The sequence below is a fragment of the Mesorhizobium norvegicum genome (genome assembly GCF_004919685.1).
GTDB classification, from domain to species: Bacteria; Pseudomonadota; Alphaproteobacteria; order Rhizobiales; family Rhizobiaceae; genus Mesorhizobium; species Mesorhizobium norvegicum.
Genome location: NZ_SMYZ01000072.1, coordinates 26387 through 47612, shown reverse-complemented (window position 1 = coordinate 47612; position 21226 = coordinate 26387). Strand labels below are relative to the sequence as shown.

Sequence of the window (21226 nt, the reverse complement as noted above, 5' to 3'; positions counted from 1 at the left end):
TTGCCGATCAGGACACTAGGGTATGTCGATATTCAGGTGAGGCCGGCCTGACCTGAATCTCAACATACCCTGGCTGTCACTCGGCCGGGATTGCTGCTTCGCATCCGTCCAACTCGCATTCGGGCGTGGCAAGACTGCGCTGGCCAAGCAGCACCGTGGCCAGCGCGATTGTGCCTGAAGCCGCCGAGACCCAGAACCCGCTCTGGGCGCCGAACGCATCCACCACCGCGCCGGCGGCAAACGAGCCGAGCGCCATGCCGATGCCGATGCCGGTCATGACCCAGGTAATGCCTTCGGTCAGCATCGCCTCCGGCACGTGCCGCTCGATCAGGCCGAAGGCGGTGATGAAGGTCGGCGAGATCGCCACACCGCTGATGAACACGGTCAGCGCCAGCAGTGGTACAGTGTCGGCGGTGAGCGGCAGCAGCGTGCCGAGCGCGACGAGGGCGACTGCGATGGCCAGTTGGCGCTGCAGCGGCGCCTTCAGGCTAAGCGCGCCGACGACGAGGCCGAGCACGAACGATCCCAGCGCATAAACGCCGATGACAAGGCTGGCGGCACCCGGCTGGCCGAGTTCCTTGGTGATTGCCACCGTGCTCACTTCCGTCGTTGCGAAGGTCGCGCCGATGAAGATCAGGGCAAAGGTGATGATCTGCACTGGCCTGAGCCGGATTGCCGAGCCGCTCGAGACATGATTCACCGGCCGCACTTGCGGTTCGGTCGAACGCTGCAGGATGAAGGCTGTCGAGCCAAGGGCGAGGAATAGCGTGCTGACCAGGACACCAGCCTCCGGGAAGAGGGCGGCACTCAAGCCCACCGAAAGCGACGCACCGGCAATATAGACCAGCTCGTCCGCAGCCGACTCGAAGGCGAACGCCGTGTTCATCTGCGGCCGCCCGCGGAAAATCTCGGTCCAGCGCGCGCGCACCATTGCCGGCATGCTGGGCATGGCGGCGGCCGCCAGTGCCGACACGAACAACGTCCATAGCGGCCAGTCCTGGTTGGCCGCCGCAATCAGGACGGCGAAAGCCAGCACCGAGATGATGGTGGTGGGCACCACGATCCGCGTCTGGCCCAGGCGATCCACCAGTCTCGATATCTGCGGCGCGACGAAAGCGTTGGCCAGCGCGTATGTCGCGGAGACCGCGCCGGCCAGCCAGTATTCGCCACGCGTCTGCGACAGCATCGCCACGATGCCGATTGGCGCCATGGCGATCGGCAGGCGCGCCATGAAGCCGGCGGCTGCAAAGCCCTTGGCTCCGGGGCGCGAAAGATTTCCGAATAGGGATTTTGCATGGGTGGTTCCTCGACAAAGGACGATTCGACAATTACATACGAAGCGTATGATTGTTAGATAGAGCATACGTCGCGTATGTCAATTGGCATACGCAACGTATGTGAATAGGTCCAGAGCCATGCACAAACCCCGCAAGGAGATGATCGCCGAGACGCGCGCCAAGCTGATCGCGGCCGCCCGCCATGCCTTCGGCACAACAGGCTATGCCGAAGCCTCGATGGATGATTTCACCGCCTCGGCCGGGCTGACGCGCGGCGCGCTCTATCATCATTTTGGCGACAAGAAGGGCCTGCTGCAGGCGGTCATCGCCGAAATCGACGGCGAGATGGCGGCGCGCGTGAACGAAGTGGCGGCGAGGGCACCGACCCGCTGGCTGCATTTCGTCGACGAATGCACGACCTACATCGAGATGGCGCTGGAGCCGGAAATCCAGCGCATCATGTTCCGCGATGGTCCGGCCGTCCTGGGGGATCCGGCACAATGGCCGAATGCCAATGCGTGCATCGCTTCAATGACCAGCCATCTGACGACACTGCAGGAGGAGGGGGTTGTCGTCTCCAGTCTCGACCCCGAGACGGCCTCGCGGCTGATCAACGGTGCGAGCAGTCAGGCGGCGCAACGGATCGCCAATTCGAACGACCCCGAAGCGACGTCGAAGAAGGTGGTGACGGCGTTCAAGCAACTGCTCGAGGGTCTGCTTAGAAGGCCGGGTCCGCAACCGAACTGAAGCCCCATCGGTGGCCCGGCGCCACGGCCGGCAATTGACAATCGCCGGGTTGAGTTCATCCTCTCCCACCATCTCTGAAGGGAGATTCGGGGCATGTGGGATTTCGATATCGGCAAGTCGGTGTCCATCATGATGCGGACCTGGCCATTCATTGTCTTTCGCATGATCGTCTATTTCGGTATCACGCTGGCCTACATCATGGCGACCGGCACCGGCGCCTCCGTCGGCTATGGCGTCGGCCACATCTCCACCGATCCCGACGGGCCGCTGTCCTTTGCCCTGTGGGGCGGCGTGGTCGGCTTCGGCATCGTCTCGATCGCCGTCTACTGGATCCGCGAATACATCCTTTATGTCGTCAAGGCCGGCCACATCGCCGTCATGGTCCATCTGATCGACGGTCGTGACATTCCCGGTGGCCAGGACCAGATCGGCTACGCCAAGGACGTCGTGACCCAGCGTTTTGCCGAGGCCAACATCCTTTTCGTCGTCGACCAGCTGGTCAAGGGCGCCATCCGCGCCATCACCGGCTTGCTCGGCGGCATTGCCGCCTTCCTGCCGATTCCGGGCCTGAGCGGCCTGGTCTCCTTCATCAACACGGTGATCCGCTTGTCGCTGACCTATGTCGACGAGATCATCCTCGGCTACAACATCCGCATCAATTCAGCCTCGCCGTTCGAGACGGCGCGCCAAGGCGTCGTACTCTATGCCCAGAACGGCAAGGTCATGGTCAAGAACGCCGTCTGGCTGGCGGTCATCATGTGGGGCGTGTCCTTCGTCATTTTCCTGCTGATGCTGGCGCCGGCCGGTGCCATTCTTTTCCTCATGCCTGGGCAACTCGCCGGCTGGGCCTTCGTGCTCGCCATCGTCTTTGCCTGGGCCTTCAAGGCGGCCTTCATCGAGCCCTTTGCCATCGCTTGCCTGATGCAGGTCTATTTCAAGACCATAGAGGGCCAGGTGCCTGATCCCGCCTGGGACGCCAGGCTGGCCGAGGCGTCGTCGAAGTTCAGGGAGCTCAAGGACAAGGCGCTGGCCTCCTTCGGCGGCTCGCGCTGGGGCACCGCCGGCGCGACACGCTGATCCGGCGCGGCATCGACGGCGTTGAGACGCGCCACGGTTGATTTCAGCGGCACCTCACCCTGGCCGCAAAAGATCTCGCTCATGATCAGCTCCGGCAACGGCAGACGCCGTCCCCAGCCATGCGTTTCGAGGTCCGGCTTTGGCGCGAACTCGGAAACACGGCCGACGCAGAGATAGGCGATCGGCGTCACATGGTCGGGAATCGACAGCAGGCTTTTCAGCGCTTGCGCCTCGATGATGCTGACCCAGCCGACACCGACGCCTTCGGCGCGCGCCGCCAGCCAGAAATTCTGCACCGCGCAGACGGTGCTGTAGAGGTCCATCTCCGGATTGTGCCAGCGCCCCAGCGGCGAGCCCTTCGAGCGCTGCCGGTCGCAGGTGATGCAGATGTTGAGCGCGCTTTCGCAGATGCCTTCCAGCTTGAGCTTGCGGTAGAGCGCCTGCCGCTCTTCCGCGATGGCCGGCAGTTCCTGCTCGCGTGCCGCCAGGAACAGGTCGCGCACCTTTTCCCGTCGTTCGGTATCGCGAATGACGATGAAGTTCCACGGCTGCATGAAGCCGACCGACGGCGCGTGATGCGCGGCAAGCAGCAGCCGCGCCAGCACCTCATCGTCGAGCGCGGTGGGCAGGAAATGGCTGCGCACGTCACGCCGTGTGAACATGGCGCGATAGACAGCATCGCGCGCACTCTGGTCAAATCCGTCGCCAACAGGAGCGGTCATGTGTTCCGGCATCGCTTGTCCCCTTGCGATTGCAGCAGTTCAACTGTCAGAGCGTACTTTGTGCGTCCAAGCGGACGCACGTCGCTCTGATGCCATCCGCCTGACCATGCGGATGGCGATGCCTGCCAGGCCGGTCTTCTGGCTCGGGATCAACCCGCGTCCGGTGCCTTCCCGTCATCGACAGTGGCATTTACCGGCGCGGTCCCCCTTACAGCGTTGGGCACGCCACGGAGTTCAACCGTGTTCCCGATTCTCCCGCTTGCGGCGGGCACCAGGCAGTGCCGGCAACCTTACGCCGAAGCGCTGAGGACGCCAATGCCCGCAGCGACACGAATGGACGCAGGCGTGATTTTCCCCAGTCATCGGCCGCCCGTGCATAGCCTTTGTCGATCCGGGTCACTAGATTAGGACGATGGCCACTCGTCTCTACACCCACCCGATCTTCCTTGAGCACCTCACGCCGCCCGGCCATCCCGAGCGGCCGGACCGCTTGCGCGCCATCGAGCGTGTGCTCGACGACGAGGCGTTTGCCGGGCTCGATCGTGTCCAGGCGCCGGAAGGCGACGAGGCAACCATCCTCTATGCGCATCCCGCCGATTTCGTCGCCCGCGTCCGTGCCGCCATTCCCGACGAGGGGATCGCGCGCATTGACGCCGACACCACCGCCAGCCCGAAAAGCTGGCAGGCGGCGATCACCGCCATCGGCGCCGCCAACGCCGCCGTCGACGACGTCTTTTCAGGCCGCGCCGACAATGTCTTCGTCGCCGCCCGGCCGCCCGGCCACCATGCCGAAAAGACCACGGCCATGGGCTTCTGCCTGTTTAACACGGCGGCGATCGCGGCGCGTTATGCGCAGAAGAAGCATGGCGTCGAGCGCGTTGCCGTCGTCGACTGGGACGTGCATCACGGCAACGGCACGCAGGATATTTTCTGGGACGATCCGTCGGTGCTCTATTGCTCGACGCATCAGATGCCGCTTTATCCCGGCACCGGGGCAAAAAGCGAAACCGGCGCCGGCAACATTGTCAACGCGCCGCTGGCGCCACAGACCGGCAGCGAGGTCTTTCGTGATGCCTTCCTGTCGCGCGTGCTGCCGGCGCTCGACAATTTCGCGCCCGACCTGATCGTCATTTCGGCCGGGTTCGACGCGCACCATCGCGATCCCCTGGCCGAGATCAACCTGACCGAGGATGATTTCGACTGGGCGACCGGCCAGCTGATGCAGCGTGCGGCGCGCCACAGCGGCAACCGGCTCGTCAGCCTGCTCGAGGGTGGCTACGATCTGCAGGGATTGGCATTTTCGGTCGCCGCCCATGTCGGGCGACTGATGAAAGGATGAATGATGGCTGGTGAGACCAACGAAGACGTCAAGGCGATGAGCTTCGAACAGGCACTCGACGCGCTGGAGAAGATCGTCGATGATCTGGAGCGAGGCGACGTGCCGCTCGACCAGTCGATCCGGATCTATGAGCGCGGCGAGGCACTGAAGGCGCATTGTGACCGGCTGCTGAAGGCCGCCGAGGACAAAGTCGAGAAGATCAGGCTGTCGCGCGACGGCAAGCCGGTTGGAACGGAGCCGCTCGACGCGGACTGAGGCGCGCAGCCGTCTCACCGACTTTTGGACACGATCATGATTGAGGATAGAGTTCGTCCCAATTGAAACGGCTCCAGGACAAGAGGAGATACGGAAGCGATGTGCAGAAACATCAAGACCCTGTTCAATTTTGATCCGCCCGCAACCCATGACGAAGTCAGCGACGCGGCCCTTCAGTTTGTCCGCAAATTGAGCGGAACGACGCGGCCCTCGAAGCAGAACCAGCATGCCTTCGACCACGCGGTCGAGGCCATCGCGGCATCGGCGCGCGAACTGCTCGATTCTCTCGAAACCCATCAGCATCCGCGCAATCGCGAAGAGGTGGCGGCCAAACTACGGGCAAAGGCCGCGATCCGCTTTGCCTGACGCGACCAAGCGGGCATTGCCCGCTGACAAGGAGATCTCGTGAGCTTCTTTCCCGGAAACGACCCACAGGCCGGCGATGCCTTCGCCAGCGACCAGATCGAATTGATGGTCATTCCGAACGCCAAAGACATCGGTGGTTTTCAGGTGCGACGAGCTCTGCCGACCGCCAAGAGGCGGCTGGTCGGACCCTTCATCTTCTTCGACCGCATGGGCCCGGCTATCCTGCGCGCCGGCCAGGCGCTCGATGTCCGTCCGCATCCGCATATCGGTCTGTCGACGGTCACCTATCTGTTCGACGGCAGGATCAGGCATCGCGATTCGCTCGGCACCGAAATGGTCATCCAGCCCGGCGACGTGAACCTGATGACCGCCGGCCGCGGCATCGTCCATTCCGAGCGCACGCCCGAAGAATTGCGTGGCGCGCCGATGTCGATATCCGGCCTGCAGACATGGCTGGCGCTGCCGGACGGCAAGGAAGAAGTGGCCCCGGTTTTCGAGAACACCGCAGCGCTCAGGCTGCCCGAGATCGACGCCGAGGGCGTCAGCGGACGCGTCGTCATTGGTGATTTCCAGGGATTGCGATCCCCGGTGAGGGCCGACTCCGAGACGCTCTATGCCGACCTGCGCCTGGCGCCCGGCGCCAGCGTGAAAATCCCGGCCGATGCCGAGGAGCGCGCCATCTACACGCTGGAAGGCGAGGTCTCGATTTCAGGCGACGTCTTTCCGGCGGAACGGCTGCTGGTGTTTCGGCCCGGCGACGAGATCGTCGTGTCGTCGCAGACCGGCGCGCATTTCATGCTGTTTGGCGGCGCCTCGCTCGGCTCGCAGCGTTATATCTGGTGGAATTTCGTCTCATCGTCGAAGGAGCGCATCGAACAGGCCAAGCAGGAATGGAAGACAGGCCGCTTCGATATCGTTCCTGGAGATGAGGAGGAGTTTATTCCGCTGCCGGAAAGCTGAGGAAAATCGGTGAGGGGACCTGATCGTCCGCGTCACTGGCACGCATTTACTTTCACCGTCTGGCGGCCTATCCCGCCGATGAACAGAAAGCCTGAGCACCCGTGAACGCAACGCCGCATACGCCGCTCCTCGACAAGGTCCGCATTCCGGCCGACCTGCGCACGCTTGCCGAGAGCGAGCTGCCGCAACTGGCATCCGAGCTTCGCGCCGAGCTGATCGACGCTGTCTCCCGTACCGGCGGCCACCTTGGCGCCGGCCTTGGCGTGGTCGAGCTGACGGTGGCGCTGCACTATGTCTTCAACACTCCCGATGATCGGCTGATCTGGGATGTCGGCCACCAGGCCTATCCGCACAAGATCCTGACCGGTCGCCGCGACCGCATCCGCACACTGCGCCAGGAAGGCGGCCTGTCCGGCTTCACCCGCCGCGCCGAGAGCGAGTACGATCCCTTCGGCGCCGCCCATTCCTCGACATCGATCTCGGCCGGCCTCGGCATGGCCGCTGCTCGCGATCTGTCCGGCGGCCGCAACAATGTCATCGCCGTCATCGGCGACGGCGCCATGTCTGCCGGCATGGCCTATGAGGCGATGAACAATGCCGGCGCGCTCGATGCACGGCTGATCGTCATCCTCAACGACAACGACATGTCGATCGCGCCGCCAACCGGCGCGATGAGCGCCTATCTGGCGCGTCTGGCTTCGGGCAAGGCCTATATCGGCCTGCGTGATTTCGGCAAGAAACTGACCTCCTATCTCGGCAAGCGGGCTGATCGTGCGATTACAAGGGCGGTCGAGCATGCACGCGGCTACGTCACCGGCGGAACGCTGTTCGAGGAACTTGGTTTCTACCACATCGGCCCGATCGACGGCCACAATCTGGAGCATCTGATCCCGGTCCTGAAAAATGTCCGCGACAATGGTGAAGGCCCGGTGCTGATCCATGTCGTGACCCAGAAGGGCAAGGGCTATGCGCCGGCGGAAGCGGCCGCCGACAAATATCATGGCGTCAACAAGTTCGACGTCATCACCGGCGCCCAAGCCAAGGCGCCGGCCAACGCACCGGCCTACACCAAGGTGTTTGCCGAAAGCCTGGTCCAGGAGGGCCGTGAAGACGACCGCATCGTCGCCGTCACCGCCGCCATGCCGGGCGGCACCGGCCTCGACCTGTTCGGCGAAGCGTTCCCGTCGCGGACCTTCGATGTCGGCATCGCCGAACAGCACGCGGTGACCTTTGCCGCCGGCCTCGCCACCGAAGGTTACAAACCGTTCGCGGCGATCTATTCGACCTTCCTGCAGCGCGCCTACGACCAGGTCGTCCACGACGTCGCCATTCAGAAATTGCCGGTGCGCTTTCCCATCGACCGCGCCGGTTTCGTCGGCGCCGATGGTGCCACCCATTGCGGCGCCTTCGACACCACCTTCCTGGCGACCTTGCCGGGTTTCGTCGTCATGGGGGCGGCCGACGAGGCGGAGCTGCGCCACATGGTGCGCACCGCGGCGAGCTATGATGACGGCCCGATCGCCTTCCGCTATCCGCGTGGCAACGGCGTCGGCGTCGATATGCCGGAGCGCGGCTCGGTTCTCGAAATCGGCAAGGGCCGCATCGTCAAGGAGGGCACCAAGGTCGCACTGCTGTCCTTCGGTACGCGGCTGCAGGATTGTCTGATCGCCGCCGAGGAGCTAGGCGCTGCCGGGCTTTCCACCACGGTCGCCGATGCCCGTTTCGCCAAGCCGCTCGACGAGGATCTGATCCGGCGGCTGGCCCGTTCGCATGAGGTTCTGGTGACGGTGGAAGAGGGCGCCGTCGGTGGCTTCGCCAGCCATGTGCTGCAGTTCCTCGCCCACGAAGGCCTGCTGGAAAGCGGCCTGAAGGTGCGCCCGCTGGTGCTGCCCGACGCGTTCACCGACCATGCCAAGCCGGAAAAGATGTATGCCGACGCCGGGCTCGACGCAGCCGGCATCGTGCGCACGGTCTTCGTCGCGCTCGGGCACAGCACCCGCGCCCAGCGCGCCTGAATCAAAGTCTCAAAGACTTGAATCGGTTTGCCGGCCGATGATCTTAACGCGTTGTTTACGCTGACGTTTGGCTTTTCGCTTACCGTGTCTCTTGGCCGTTTTTCAACGGCGCCCTGCTAGATCGTTGATCAGGCAGGGAGACAACAACAATGAAAACGCTTCTGTGCGGCATAGCGCTTTGCGCCGTCGTCGTCGCGCCGGCTGCCGCCGAAACGCGCTATGATCGCAGCCTCGAAAAGGCGGCCATGGGTATCATCGCCGGCAAGATGGGCGATATCCGCGGTGGCTTTTCCTACAAGCAGGTGCCGCAGCTGGTGGTCGTGCCGGTCATAGCGCCGGCTGCTGTGACCGAGCGCCCACGTGAGGAAGCCACGGGCAAGCCGGATGACGGGCTGGCGCCCGCCGTGGAACGGCAGGTTTCGCGAACCATTTTCTAAATTGGGGGCCAGTAAGCCCAGAGCTGCCTAAGAGGGTATGATCGGAGTCGGTCTGCCGGCCGACGCCTTCTCATTGTCCATGCCTCCATGCAGGCGATCTGAAAAGGTTATTCCTCCGCCGGCTCCGCTTGCTTCGACGGTTTCTCGGAGCGCCAGGATTTCATGGCGTGGCGGGCGCGGTCGGCCAAGACGGCGAGGCGTCCGCGCAGGCTTCGCCCACCCATCACCGAAGACAAAGTCACCGAATGCGTCGCAAAGCGGCGCTTGAAATCCTCGCCGCCGCAGAGAAAGTCGACCGTGGTCAAGCCCTGGTCAAGCGACCACTGGATGTAATCCATCATCAGGACCATGCCCGGCGAGGCACGCTCGAAGGCCGGGTCATAGGTTGTGACGAAAGCCATCATCGTTCCATGCTGCTCGAAATTGATCGAGATGGCGACGATCTCGTTTTCGCGCTCGAGCACGAAGATGCGCAGCAATCCGAGCCCGGCCAGCACGGAGACCAGCGCCGCCAGAGCGGCGGAGCCTTCGTCGAAGAGGTCCGAAACGCGGCCGTGCTTTGCCAGCCATAGCCGCTTCAGCGCCGCGACGCGCTCGAGCACTGGCTCGCGGGCTTCGTGCGCTTCCATCAGGCGGAAGCGCAGCGTGCCGCCTTCCTCCATGAATTTGCGGCCACGGCGATAGTTTTGCCGGGCTTTTTTCGATTGGCTTTCGAACCATTGCGCGCCGCCTTGCCAGGCGCCGGCGACACGATAGCTGACCTCGCTGCGGTGGTTTGGCTGCAAGATCGTGCCGCGGCCTGGCGCGGCGGAGCCGAGCAGGGCCGGCAATCGGGCATCGGGCAAAAGACGATTCAGATAGACAAGGTCGAAGCCGCCATCGTCGAGAATGCGTTGCCAGAGCTGCCGCAGGATCTGCGGGTCGCAATCGGGAGCAAGCAGGACATCGCCATAATCGCAGTGATCCTTCGCCGCCCATTCCAGGACGCGGATGCCGGAGCGCCTGAAGGTCGCGAGCGCAATGACGGCCACGAGCCGCTCGTCGCTCCAGACCAACCCGATCCTGAGGCCGCGCCGTTCCTGATGCGACGTCGTGCGCCACCAGGCCGAGATCCAGTCCGGATGCTGGAATACGAGGCCGCCGGCGCGTTGCCAGAGCGCCGCCCAGGCGGGCGCGATTTCTGCCAGGCGCGCATCCGAAGTCGCGACTTCGATCCGGTGCGTTCGCGGCAGCCGGCACACGACAGGCCCGTTCAAGGCTTGGCCCTTTGCGAGGATTGCTGTGGCTCGGGCTTGTCGGTTCGGAAGTGTCTGGCGATCTGCCACCACATCCGCTTTAGCGGCATGATATAGAGCCCTGCGAGCGACTGATAGTCGCGCACGTTGCGTTCGATCAGCCCGAATTTGAAGTCCTCGTCGGGTCTGGGAACGCATAGGGTTCCGAACAGCCGATCCCAGAACGAGAAGAGCAGCCCGAAGTTCTTGTCGTAATGGCGCGGGTCCGTGCTGTGGTGCAACTGATGCCAGTGCGGGCACAAGATCAGGTTGTTCAGCGGCCCAAACGAGATCTTGAAATGCGTGTGCCTGACGAAATCCATCATCAGGATGTTGCGTATGATGTAGACGTTGACGCCGAAGACCGTCAGCTCAACGAGGTTCAGCGACACCAGCGACCAGATGCCGAAGCAGATGCCGGGAATGACGCCGTCCCAGGCGCGGTTCATCAATTCGTCGAGCGGGTGGACGCGGTCCTTGGTGATGCCGACCATCACCTCGGCCGAATGGTGCACCTTGTGCAGTTCCCAGAGCACCGGATAGCGGTGCTGGGCGACGTGATAGAGATAATACGAGATGTCGTAGGCGAGCAGCATGGTGATGGTGAAGATGGTCACCGTCACTGGCCCTGCCGGTCCCTCGATCAGGGGCGGCTGGATCGCCAGGAGCGTTGAGAGCAGCCAGTTCGTCGCATAGCCGACGGCGCTAACGAAGACGATGCCGGCAGGCAGCATGAGGAATGGCATCAGGGCCTTCCTCGTCACCCAGAACAACAGGTCGGCCCTCGCCGAGGGATGAGTGATCACCTCGTGCGGAACCGCGAACTCGAAGAATTCTTTCCAGCTCTTTTTCTCGACCGTGCGCCAATAGGCGACAAGGGCGCTGACCAAAGCGGTCAGCAACAGAAGTCCGGTCGCCAGCAGGCCGGCGCCGGAAATCCGGTCAAGCACCTTGTAGACGATATCGCTGGCCATTTCCAAGGTTAACGCCTCTTCCTCCCGTTTTGCGGGTTGTCGCAGTCATAACATTTAGTCCTCAAGCAAATGCGACGAAAATAGGTTAACGATCCGTGAGTCTTTCTGGAATTCGGGATAATGATCAGCAAACGGCGACGCCTCGTGCTTCGGCAACCAGCCGTTTCAACGAGTGTAACGCACGGATTTTCAAAGGATGGGGGCGTTACAGAACTAACCGCCATCGTCTTAAAGCCCGATATTGCTGGGATGATGGTTGGAGTGGGAGACGAATGCCTCCCTCAATGCCCGGCTGGCGCCCTTGCCATCGTCGTCGGCTTTCGCCATGAAGGCCGATGAATTCGCCTCTGCCAGCCAGCACACGCCAGCGGCTCGACGACCTGCTCGTCCAGCGCGGGCTGTTTGCCAGCCGTTCGCGTGCCCGCGACGCGGTCGAACGCGGCACGGTGACGGTTGACGGTGTCCTTGCCCGCAAGCCCGGCCAGAGTGTTTTGCCGCAATGCCTGATTACCATCGATGATCCGGCGCAGGGCTATGTGTCGCGCGCAGCGCTCAAGCTGATCGGCGGGCTCGACCATTTCGGCCTCGATCCTGCCGGCTGCGAGGCGCTCGACGTCGGTGCCTCGACCGGCGGCTTTACCCAGGTTCTGCTGGAACGTGGTGCGGCTCATGTCACCGCGATCGATGTCGGGCATGGTCAGGTGCATCCTGATGTCGGCCAAGACCCGCGTGTGACGGTGATCGAGGGCCTGAACGCCCGCGATCTCACAGCCGCCGATCTTGGCGGTCGTATTCCGGATTTCATCGTGTCCGATGTCAGCTTCATTTCGCTGAAACTGGCGATGCCACCGGCGCTTGGCCTTGCGAAGGCTGGCGCCAAGGCCATGTTTCTGGTCAAGCCGCAATTCGAGGCTGGTCGCGAAGCGATCGGCAAGGGTGGTCTGTTGAAAGATCCCTACGACGCCTCCCGTGTCGCCGGCCTGCTGCAGGATTGGCTGGACGCCGTTCCCGGCTGGCGCTCGCTCGGGCTGCATTTGTCGCCGATCGAGGGCGGCGACGGCAATCGCGAATTCCTGCTCGGTGGGATCAAGGACCGATGAGCGCGCGCTTCAGCATCAGGAAACTTGGCGCCCAGGGCGACGGCATCGCCGAGACCGAGACAGGCGATCTGTTCATTCCCTTCACACTGCCCGGCGAAACGGTCACCGCCGCGCGCGAACGGGATCGCGCCATGCTGATGGCCGTGCTGGAAGCCTCGCCGCTGCGCATCGATCCCGCCTGCCGCCATTTCACCGAATGCGGCGGTTGCGCGCTCCAGCATTTCGAAGCCGAAGCCTATCGTCAGTGGAAACGCGAAAAGGTGGTGCACGCCCTGAAGGGCAAAGGCATCGATTGCGAGATTGGCGAACTGGTTGCTTGTGCGCCGCACACGCGCCGCCGTGTCGTGCTGGCCGCCCGGCGCACCGATACAGGCATGCTGCTCGGCTTCCATCGACATCTGTCGCCGGAAATCATCTCCATCGAGGAATGCCCGATCTCGCTGCCGGAGATTGTCGCCGCGCTCGATCGCTTGAAGGCGCTCGCCGAATTGGTTTGCGCCACCACCAAATCGTTCCGCATGACGGTCACCATGACCGGTTCGGGCCTTGATATCGCGGTCTATGAGTCAGGCAAATTGGGTGAGAACCAGCGTCGGGTCGCTTCCAACTTCGTCATGGCCCAGGGATTTGCCCGGCTTTCGATCGACGATGAGATCGTCATCGAACCCAAAAAACCGGTGGTCACGTTTGGCGGCGTTGCCGTTGCTATTCCGCCGGGCGCCTTCCTGCAGGCAACCGAAGCCGCCGAACAGGCAATGGCCGATATTGTTGGCGGACATCTGAAGCGTGCCAAGAAGGTGGCGGATCTTTTCGCCGGTTGCGGCAGCTTTGCCTTGCGGCTTGCCGCGAAGTCGGAAGTTCATGCGGTGGAAGGCGATGCGGCTGCCCTTTCGGCGCTCGACCGGGGCTCGCGCTTCGCCACAGGCCTGAAGCGGGTGACGGGCGAACGCCGCGACCTGTTCCGCCGGCCGCTGACATTCAAGGAGTTGAATGCCTTCGACGGTGTCGTGTTCGACCCGCCACGCGCCGGCGCCGAGGATCAGTCGAAGCAGATCGCCCGCTCGGATGTTCCCTACGTCGCCGCGGTGTCCTGCAATCCGGTGACGCTGGCGCGGGATTTGCGCATCCTCATCGACGGCGGATACACACTGAAAAGCGTGACGCCGATCGACCAGTTCCTGTGGTCGCCGCATGTCGAGGCGGTGGCGCTGCTGGAGAAGCCGAAAAAGAGGCGGTAGCGTGACGCTTCCAGAAAGGCCTATAGGTCAATAGCCCCTGCGTTCGGGAGCGGCATTTCCTGCCTTCCTTCGCTGAGATCCAAGATCGGCCAGCATATGAAAAGTTTTGGGTTGGATGTGTTGTCGACTTCGTCGAGGATATCGAACTCAATAAGGCGATCGACTGCATTACGCGCGGCAGGATAGGTAATCGCCAGTTTCTCTGCGATACGTGGAACAGACGTTGCGGGAGATACGAATAGCTCATCCACTATGGTCATTAGCCGGGCTGAGCTTCGCACCTCGGATATCCGCTGGCGGAAATCCTGACGCATGGTTTCAAGTGCGGTGAGCGTTGCGTCAGCGGCGCGGCAAGAATTGATGATCATTTCAAGGAAGAACTGTATCCAAGCGGTCCAGTCACCATCGCGCGAGACGGCCAACATGAGGTCAACATAGTCATCCTTTCGCCCCTCAACGGCTGGACTCAGATAGAGAAGTGGCCGCTCTAATACGCGTTCTTGCATCAAGAAAATTGGCACAAGAATGCGACCTACGCGACCATTTCCATCGGCGAAGGGATGGATAGCCTCAAACTGATAGTGAAACAACGCCGCGTCGATGATCGCTGGTGTCGCGCCTCGGTTCCCTCGATTGAGGTACTGCTCAAGCGCAGCCATGGCTGTCTCTGTTTCAGCGGGCGGAGGAGGGATGAACCGAGCATTTTCGATCTGCCGGTTTCTGCCGCCGATGAAATTCTGCTGATCTTTGTATTCCCCAGGCCGCTTATTTGCTCCCCTGCCGGTTCTGGCTCCCGACAATAGGACCATATGGGTCTGTTTTATCATCCGATTGGAAATTGGAAATTCATGGCGCATCTCATCTGCGGCTTCGAACGCTCGAACGTAGTTGCGAACTTCTATCGTCGAGTCGTCGACATAGGAGTCGCCCTCCGCCTCAGCTATCGCGAGTGCGTTTGCCGTCGTGTAGGTTCCCTCCATGCTTGAAGATAGGAGTGCCTCCTTGCGCTGGAGCGGACGAATGACAAGAGCTGGGTTTGCCAGACCCCGTCCGGCCCCATTCAGTTCCCCAATTGCTTTCATTGCTTCGGCCAATGGCAATGCCAATGTCGAATAATCTATTTTGGGCGGCAAAGGATTGGGGACAAATGCCATTTGTCCCGCGATGGTAGGCACTAGGCGCCCTGTTGGAGAATTGGCGAACTCTGCAGGATTCATGATCGTGACTATAGCGGACTGGAGTCAGATTATAGTTTGCGTGTTCAAACTATAATCGACTCCTATCCGATTCAAGCCGCCTATGATCGATTGCAGAGAGATTAAAGACTCGCGCCAAAAACCTTAATCCCTTGAGGCGGATTCAATCCGCGACAATCGATCAAACCCGCGTACCGCCCACAGTCATCTGGTTCATGCGCAGATGCGGCTGGCCGACGCCGACCGGCACGCCCTGTCCGGCCTTGCCGCACATGCCGATGCCGGTGTCGAGCTTCATGTCGTTGCCGATCATCGAAACCCGGTGCATGGCATCCGGCCCGTTGCCGATCAGCATCGCGCCCTTGATCGGCTGCGTTACCTTGCCGTTTTCGATCATGTAGGCCTCGGTGCAGCCGAAGACGAATTTGCCGGAGGTGATGTCGACCTGGCCGCCGCCGAAGGAGACGGCATAGATGCCGTTCTTGACCGAGGCGATGATTTCGTCCGGCTCCATGTCGCCCGCCGTCATATAGGTGTTGGTCATGCGCGGCATCGGCTGGTGCGCGTAGCCTTCGCGCCTGCCGTTGCCGGTCGCCTTCATGCTCATCAGCCGGGCGTTCTGCCGATCCTGCATGTAGCCGACCAGTTTGCCGTCCTCGATCAGCACGTTGCGGGCCGAAGGCGTGCCTTCGTCGTCGACGGTGAGCGAGCCGCGCCGCTCGGGCATGGTGCCGTCGTCGACGACGGTGACCCCCTTGGCGGCGACCTGCTGGCCCAGCAGGCCGGCGAAGGCCGAAGTCTTCTTGCGGTTGAAATCGCCTTCCAGCCCATGACCGACGGCCTCGTGCAGCATGACACCCGGCCAGCCGCTCGACAGCACGATGTCGAAGGTTCCGGCCGGCGCCGGTATGGCCTCGAGATTGACCAGGGCTTGCCTGAGCGCCTCCTTGGCGGCGTGCTTCCAGCTGTCTTCGACCAGGAATTCGCCAAAGGCCTTGCGGCCACCCATGCCGTAGGAGCCGCTCTCCTGGCGGTCGCCATTGCCGACCACGACAGAGACGTTGATGCGGACCAGCGGGCGGATGTCGCGCACCACCTGGCCGTCGGCGCGCACGATCTCGACATGCTGCCAGGAGGCGGCAAGCGACGCCGAAACCTGGCGCACGCGCGGATCCTCGGCGCGCAGCCAGGCGTCGATTTCCTGCAGCAGCTTTGCCTTGGCCTCGAAGGAAGGCGAGGGGATCGGGTTCTCGTCACCATAGAGATGGCGGTTGGTGCGGGCGGGTGCGGCGGCAAGCGTGCCGGAATAACCGCCCTTGACGGTTGAAACGGCGTCGGCCGCGCGCAGCAGCGAGGCCTCGGACAGGTCGCTCGAATGGGCATAGCCGCTGGCTTCGCCGGCGACGGCACGCAGGCCAAAACCCTGGTCGGTGTTGAAGTTGGCGGTCTTCAGCCGGCCATTGTCGAACATCAGCGCTTCGCTCTCGCTGTATTCGAGGAACAGCTCGCCGTCGTCGGCACCGTTGATGGTCTCAGCGACGATCTGCTTGATGCGATCGTCTGAAATGTCGAATTGGCCGATCAGGCTGTTCATGGCGCGTCCGTTCACAGGAGGATTGGGTCTTTGCCACGATGTAGGCGCGAAGGCGCGCCGAGACAATCGTCCCGCTGCATTGTGAAGGCAAATGCACTCCGACGTCAGGTTGACGGCGTCACTTTTGTCAGGGCAGGGCCGCGAAACCGTCGGCGAAGCCCTTGAGATCAACCGGGATGCCGATGCCTTCTTCCGGGGTCTGGAAGACGATGAAGGTGGCCGACGTGCCGGTCTTCAGCGTGTCGAGCAGCGGCTTTTCGAGAATGACTTCGGCATAGCAGCCGTCCTGGAAGCAGCGCACGAAATAGGCGCGGCCGATGTCCTTGCCGTCGACATTGAGACCGAGCCCGTTGGGCAAAAGCACGCCGAGCGGCGCCAGCACGCGCAGGATCTCCGCCTTGTTGTCGGCGGTGCGCAGCACGACGACCGACAGTCCCATCTCCGGACGGTCCTCGGCGACGACGTTCTGCATCATCACGCATTGTTCTGAGGTGGCGCCGGCCGGCGTGTCGCAGATGATCGACCACGCGCCATGCGTCGAGCGCACCGTGCCGCTCGGTTGCGCGGCGTTGGCCGTGCCGGACAGGCCGATCGCGGACAAGCCGATACCAGACAGGGCGGCGAGAAAGATGACCTTCGCCAAGGTTCTCGAAAGCCAAGGGATCATGACGGCTCCATTGCGAATCACGGCACTTTAAGCCGCGCCAAAGCCAAGTAAAGGACGAGACCGCAGCCGGTCTGCCCCGAAAAAGCCAATACGGCGCTTTTCCCTGCCAATTTCGCCCGAATTGCGACGTTCGCCACGCGCGGCCCGCAGGAATGTAACCGTTGACCCAGCATAGGCGATTCGGGGCCGCCGCCGCTGCCTTCAAAGGCACATCCGGGCTTGCGCGCAAAAATGCCGCACGGTTTCGTCCGCTCCTTTCTTGCGGAGGGAAAAAGAGTATGGTTTGAACCACCCTGAGACTGTCGGGATTCCCGTCCCGGCATTGTTCGTTATTCTCGTGGGTACAGCCGCGAGGAACTGGGAGACGATGAGGGCGATGAGAAATTTCCTGGCAAACGCCAAGGTTCCAGCAAGTGCCAAGTTTCTAAGTGCTTGTGCCGCTATCACGTTTTTCGCCGGCACATCCGCCCATGCCGACCAGCCCAAGGACTGGGAGACAACCTTCCAGGCGCCGGCGACCGACATGATGCGGCAAATCGAGTGGTTCGGAAACTACACGATGTGGTTCATCGTCCCGATCACCATCCTGGTGCTGCTTCTTCTCGCCTATTGCATCGTCAGATTCCGCGCGAGTGCGAACCCGGTTCCGTCCAAGACCAGCCACAACACGCTGATCGAGGTGATCTGGACTGTCGGCCCGGTCGTCATCCTGCTTTGCCTTGCAATTCCCTCGTTCCAGCTGCTGACCGCGCAGTATACGCCGCCGGAAGAAGCAAAGCTGACCGTCAAGGCGACCGGCAACCAGTGGAACTGGGACTACGAGTACCAGACCGACAACACGCTCTCCTTCAATTCCGCGATCCTCCAGGACACCGACCGCGCCGCCGCCGGCAAGGAGGACCGCAAGGCCTATCCGCGCCTGCTCGCCGTCGACAACGAACTGGTGGTGCCGGTCAACACCATGACCCGCGTGCTCGTCACCGCAACCGACGTGATCCACTCCTTTGCTATGCCGTCGTTCGGCATCAAGATCGACGCCGTTCCGGGCCGCACCAACGAGACCTGGTTCAAGGCGGAGAAGGAAGGCCTCTACTACGGCCAGTGCTCGCAGCTCTGCGGCAAGGACCATGCCTTCATGCCGATCGCCATCCGCGTCGTCTCCGACGCGCAGTTCAAGACCTGGCTGGCGGCGGCCAAGACCGATCTGCCCGGCGCCAACAAGACGCTGATGGCCGAGGTCGATGGCCAGAACAAGGTAGCGGCCGCCGGCAACTGATGCCGCAGGTTAGCAAGATTTAGGGAACGGAGCGGAACATGGCAGACGCTGCAGCTCACGACGGGCACGACCACAAGCCTTATCACGGCTGGGTGCGCTGGGTTTATTCGACCAACCACAAGGACATCGGCACGCTCTACCTGATCTTCGCGATCATGGCCGGCATCATCGGCGGTGCCCTGTCGGTCGCCATCCGCATGGAGCTGCAGGAGCCGGGCATCCAGATCTTCAGCGGTCTGGCGCAGATGGTCTACGGCATGAACGGTGACGCAGCGATCGACGGCGGCAAGAGCATGTACAATGCCTTCGCCACCGCGCACGCCCTGATCATGATCTTCTTCATGGTCATGCCGGCGCTGATCGGCGGTTTTGCCAACTGGATGGTCCCGATCATGATCGGCGCGCCCGACATGGCGTTCCCGCGCATGAACAACATCTCCTTCTGGCTGCTGCCGCCGGCCTTCATCCTGCTGCTCACCTCTATGTTTATGCCGAGCGCGCCGGGCGCCTTTGGCGTCGGTGGCGGCTGGACGCTTTATCCGCCGCTGTCGACCTCGGGCCAGCCCGGACCGGCGATGGATCTGGCGATCCTGTCGATCCACATTGCCGGTGCGTCGTCGATCCTTGGCGCCATCAACTTCATCACCACCATCTTCAACATGCGCGCGCCTGGCATGACGCTGCACAAGATGCCGCTGTTTGCCTGGTCGGTGCTGGTCACCGCCTTCCTGCTGCTGCTGTCGTTGCCGGTTCTGGCCGGCGGCATCACCATGCTGCTCACCGACCGCAATTTCGGCACGACCTTCTTTGCGCCCGACGGTGGCGGCGATCCGATCCTGTTCCAGCACCTTTTCTGGTTCTTCGGTCACCCGGAAGTGTACATCCTGATCCTGCCGGGCTTCGGCATCATCAGCCACGTCATCTCGACTTTTTCGAAGAAGCCGGTGTTCGGTTATCTCGGCATGGCCTACGCCATGGTGGCGATCGGCGCCGTCGGCTTCATCGTCTGGGCGCACCACATGTACACGACCGGTCTGTCGCTCGACACGCAGCGCTATTTCGTCTTCGCCACGATGGTCATCGCGGTGCCGACAGGCGTGAAGATCTTCTCCTGGATCGCGACGATGTGGGGCGGGTCGATCTCGTTCAAGACGCCGATGCTGTGGGCGCTGGGCTTCATCTTCCTGTTCACCATCGGTGGCGTCACCGGCGTCCAGCTGGCCAATGCCGGTCTCGACCGTTCGCTGCATGACACCTATTTCGTCATCGCGCACTTCCACTACGTGCTGTCGCTGGGCGCGGTGTTCGCGATCTTCGCCGGCTGGTACTACTGGTTCCCGAAGATGACCGGCTACATGTATTCGCCCGTCATCGCCAACACCCACTTCTGGGTTACCTTCGTCGGCGTGAACCTGATCTTTTTCCCGCAGCACTTCCTCGGCCTCGCCGGTATGCCGCGCCGCACCATCGACTATCCGGATGCGTTTGCCGGCTGGAATTATGTGTCGTCCGTCGGCTCCTATATCTCGGCCGTCGGCGTCCTGATCTTCCTCTACTGCGTGTTCGAGGCCTTCCAGAAGAAGCGGGTTGCCGGTGCCAATCCGTGGGGCGAGGGCGCAACGACGCTCGAATGGCAGCTGCCTTCGCCGCCGCCGTTCCACCAGTGGGAACAGCTGCCGAAGATCAAGTAAGGCGGCTGCCCTCTCGAATACGAAACCGCCGGTTCGCCGGCGGTTTTGGCCAACGGAATGATGGACTTAAGTACGCATGGCCCTTGTCGACGACCCATTGATTGACGAAGCGGGCTTTCGCATGTCGGAAGCGACGGCGGGCGATTTCTTCGCCCTGCTGAAGCCGCGCGTCATGTCGCTGGTGGTGTTCACCGCCTTTGTCGGTCTCGTCGCCGCACCGGTGACCATCAACCCGCTGCTGGCGGTGATCGCCATCCTGGCTATTGCCATAGGTGCTGGCGCCTCCGGCGCGCTCAACATGTGGTACGACGCCGACATCGACGCGGTGATGACCAGGACCGCCAGCCGTCCGGTCCCGGCCGGTCGCATCCAGCCGCACGAGGCGCTGAGTTTCGGTCTGGTGCTGTCGGTGCTGTCGGTGATGACGCTCGGCGTGCTGGTCAACTGGCTGTCGGCGACGCTGCTGGCCTTCACCATCTTCTTCTATGCCGTCGTCTACACGATGTGGCTGAAGCGCTGGACGCCGCAGAACATTGTCATTGGCGGTGCCGCCGGCGCCATTCCGCCGGTCATCGGCTGGGCCGCGGTGACCGGAACGGTCAGCCTCGAAAGCCTGATCCTGTTCCTGATCATCTTCCTATGGACGCCGCCGCATTTCTGGGCGCTGGCGCTGTTCAAGTCCGAGGACTACGCCAAGGCTGGCATCCCGATGATGCCGAACGTCGCCGGACACGCTTCGACGCGCCGCCAGATCTTTGCCTACGCGCTGGTGCTGGCGCCGGTCGGCGTGGCGCCATGGCTGCTTGGCTACACCACGCCGGTCTATGGCGTGGCCGCCGCGCTGCTCGGGGTCGGTTTTGTCTGGTATGCGTGGAAAGTGCTTGGCATGGCCGATGACGACCGCGTCATGAAGCCGGCCAAGGCCTTGTTTGCCTATTCGCTTCTCTATCTCTTTGCCATTTTCGCCGCCTATCTTGCCGACAGCGTCGTCGAGCGCGCGCTTGCCATGGGCGGAGCATGA

The 21226-nt window shown here is 62.5% G+C and carries 18 protein-coding genes, 2 pseudogenes and 1 riboswitch; of the genes and pseudogenes, 13 read left to right on the top strand and 7 right to left on the bottom strand.

What is annotated here, in order from left to right:
- Positions 1-76 precede the first annotated feature (76 nt).
- Positions 77-1296, bottom strand: a pseudogene (locus tag FCU66_RS28535) (MFS transporter).
- Between the two features lie 119 nt (positions 1297-1415).
- Here FCU66_RS28535 and FCU66_RS28530 point away from each other — a divergent pair.
- Both FCU66_RS28530 and FCU66_RS28525 read left to right on the top strand, forming a co-directional pair.
- Positions 1416-2024 (top strand): TetR/AcrR family transcriptional regulator, encoded by a 609-nt coding sequence (locus FCU66_RS28530; protein WP_136620716.1) that lies wholly within the window; start codon positions 1416-1418, stop codon positions 2022-2024.
- A 93-nt stretch (positions 2025-2117) separates the two neighbouring features.
- Positions 2118-3101, top strand: a complete 984-nt coding sequence (locus FCU66_RS28525; RefSeq protein WP_246094047.1) for a hypothetical protein — start codon at positions 2118-2120, stop codon at positions 3099-3101.
- Between the two features lie 74 nt (positions 3102-3175).
- On the opposite strand, the pseudogene bluB reads toward FCU66_RS28525, so the two are convergent.
- Positions 3176-3835 (bottom strand): annotated as a pseudogene (gene bluB / locus FCU66_RS42140) (5,6-dimethylbenzimidazole synthase); the annotation flags it as partial.
- Between the two features lie 99 nt (positions 3836-3934).
- Positions 3935-4114, bottom strand: a riboswitch (cobalamin riboswitch).
- Positions 4115-4235: 121 nt separating this feature from the next.
- On the opposite strand from bluB, the gene FCU66_RS28515 reads away from it, so the two are divergent.
- From FCU66_RS28515 to FCU66_RS28490, 6 genes are all read left to right on the top strand, one after another.
- The gene (locus FCU66_RS28515) at positions 4236-5162 is read left to right on the top strand and encodes a histone deacetylase family protein (RefSeq protein ID WP_136620714.1); all 927 of its coding nucleotides are present in this window, start codon (positions 4236-4238) and stop codon (positions 5160-5162) included.
- Between the two features lie 3 nt (positions 5163-5165).
- Complete coding sequence (locus FCU66_RS28510) at positions 5166-5417, top strand: exodeoxyribonuclease VII small subunit (RefSeq protein WP_013532792.1); 252 nt, start codon at positions 5166-5168, stop codon at positions 5415-5417.
- A gap of 99 nt (positions 5418-5516) precedes the next feature.
- Positions 5517-5783: a DUF2277 domain-containing protein gene (locus FCU66_RS28505; protein ID WP_136620713.1), complete on the top strand. Its 267-nt coding sequence runs from the start codon at positions 5517-5519 to the stop codon at positions 5781-5783.
- Between the two features lie 39 nt (positions 5784-5822).
- Entirely contained in the window at positions 5823-6743 is a 921-nt protein-coding gene (locus FCU66_RS28500) for a pirin family protein (RefSeq protein WP_136620712.1), read from the top strand.
- 101 nt (positions 6744-6844) lie between these two features.
- On the top strand, positions 6845-8758 hold the full coding sequence (gene dxs, locus FCU66_RS28495) for a 1-deoxy-D-xylulose-5-phosphate synthase (RefSeq protein WP_136620711.1): 1914 nt from the start codon (positions 6845-6847) through the stop codon (positions 8756-8758).
- Between the two features lie 149 nt (positions 8759-8907).
- Entirely contained in the window at positions 8908-9195 is a 288-nt protein-coding gene (locus FCU66_RS28490) for a hypothetical protein (protein WP_136620710.1), read from the top strand.
- Positions 9196-9302: 107 nt separating this feature from the next.
- Here FCU66_RS28490 and FCU66_RS28485 read toward each other — a convergent pair whose 3' ends face one another.
- A complete protein-coding gene (locus tag FCU66_RS28485; protein WP_136620709.1) occupies positions 9303-10451 on the bottom strand; it encodes a GNAT family N-acetyltransferase in 1149 nt (382 codons plus the stop codon).
- Positions 10448-11443, bottom strand: a complete 996-nt coding sequence (locus FCU66_RS28480; protein ID WP_168992068.1) for a sterol desaturase family protein — start codon at positions 11441-11443, stop codon at positions 10448-10450. The genes FCU66_RS28485 and FCU66_RS28480 overlap by 4 nt, the downstream gene beginning before the upstream one ends.
- A gap of 335 nt (positions 11444-11778) precedes the next feature.
- Between FCU66_RS28480 and FCU66_RS28475 the strand changes: the two genes are divergently transcribed.
- Positions 11779-12543 (top strand): TlyA family RNA methyltransferase, encoded by a 765-nt coding sequence (locus FCU66_RS28475; protein WP_136620707.1) that lies wholly within the window; start codon positions 11779-11781, stop codon positions 12541-12543.
- Positions 12540-13781 carry a class I SAM-dependent RNA methyltransferase gene (locus FCU66_RS28470; protein ID WP_136620706.1) on the top strand — a complete coding sequence of 414 codons (1242 nt, stop codon included), beginning with the start codon at positions 12540-12542 and terminating at the stop codon, positions 13779-13781. The genes FCU66_RS28475 and FCU66_RS28470 overlap by 4 nt, the downstream gene beginning before the upstream one ends.
- Before the next feature lie 20 nt (positions 13782-13801).
- Here FCU66_RS28470 and FCU66_RS28465 read toward each other — a convergent pair whose 3' ends face one another.
- From FCU66_RS28465 to FCU66_RS28455, 3 genes are all read right to left on the bottom strand, one after another.
- Positions 13802-14935 (bottom strand): Fic family protein, encoded by a 1134-nt coding sequence (locus FCU66_RS28465; RefSeq protein ID WP_168992067.1) that lies wholly within the window; start codon positions 14933-14935, stop codon positions 13802-13804.
- A 223-nt stretch (positions 14936-15158) separates the two neighbouring features.
- The gene (gene tldD, locus FCU66_RS28460; RefSeq protein ID WP_136620704.1) at positions 15159-16571 is read right to left on the bottom strand and encodes a metalloprotease TldD; all 1413 of its coding nucleotides are present in this window, start codon (positions 16569-16571) and stop codon (positions 15159-15161) included.
- Positions 16572-16698: 127 nt separating this feature from the next.
- Positions 16699-17238, bottom strand: a complete 540-nt coding sequence (locus tag FCU66_RS28455; protein WP_136620703.1) for an invasion associated locus B family protein — start codon at positions 17236-17238, stop codon at positions 16699-16701.
- Between the two features lie 376 nt (positions 17239-17614).
- On the opposite strand from FCU66_RS28455, the gene coxB reads away from it, so the two are divergent.
- The 3 genes from coxB to FCU66_RS28440 all read left to right on the top strand — a co-directional run bounded on the left by coxB (position 17615) and on the right by FCU66_RS28440 (position 21226).
- Positions 17615-18514 carry a cytochrome c oxidase subunit II gene (gene coxB, locus FCU66_RS28450; protein ID WP_136620702.1) on the top strand — a complete coding sequence of 300 codons (900 nt, stop codon included), beginning with the start codon at positions 17615-17617 and terminating at the stop codon, positions 18512-18514.
- 38 nt (positions 18515-18552) lie between these two features.
- Positions 18553-20205: a cytochrome c oxidase subunit I gene (gene ctaD / locus FCU66_RS28445; protein WP_136620701.1), complete on the top strand. Its 1653-nt coding sequence runs from the start codon at positions 18553-18555 to the stop codon at positions 20203-20205.
- A 76-nt stretch (positions 20206-20281) separates the two neighbouring features.
- Positions 20282-21226 (top strand): heme o synthase, encoded by a 945-nt coding sequence (locus tag FCU66_RS28440; protein WP_136620700.1) that lies wholly within the window; start codon positions 20282-20284, stop codon positions 21224-21226.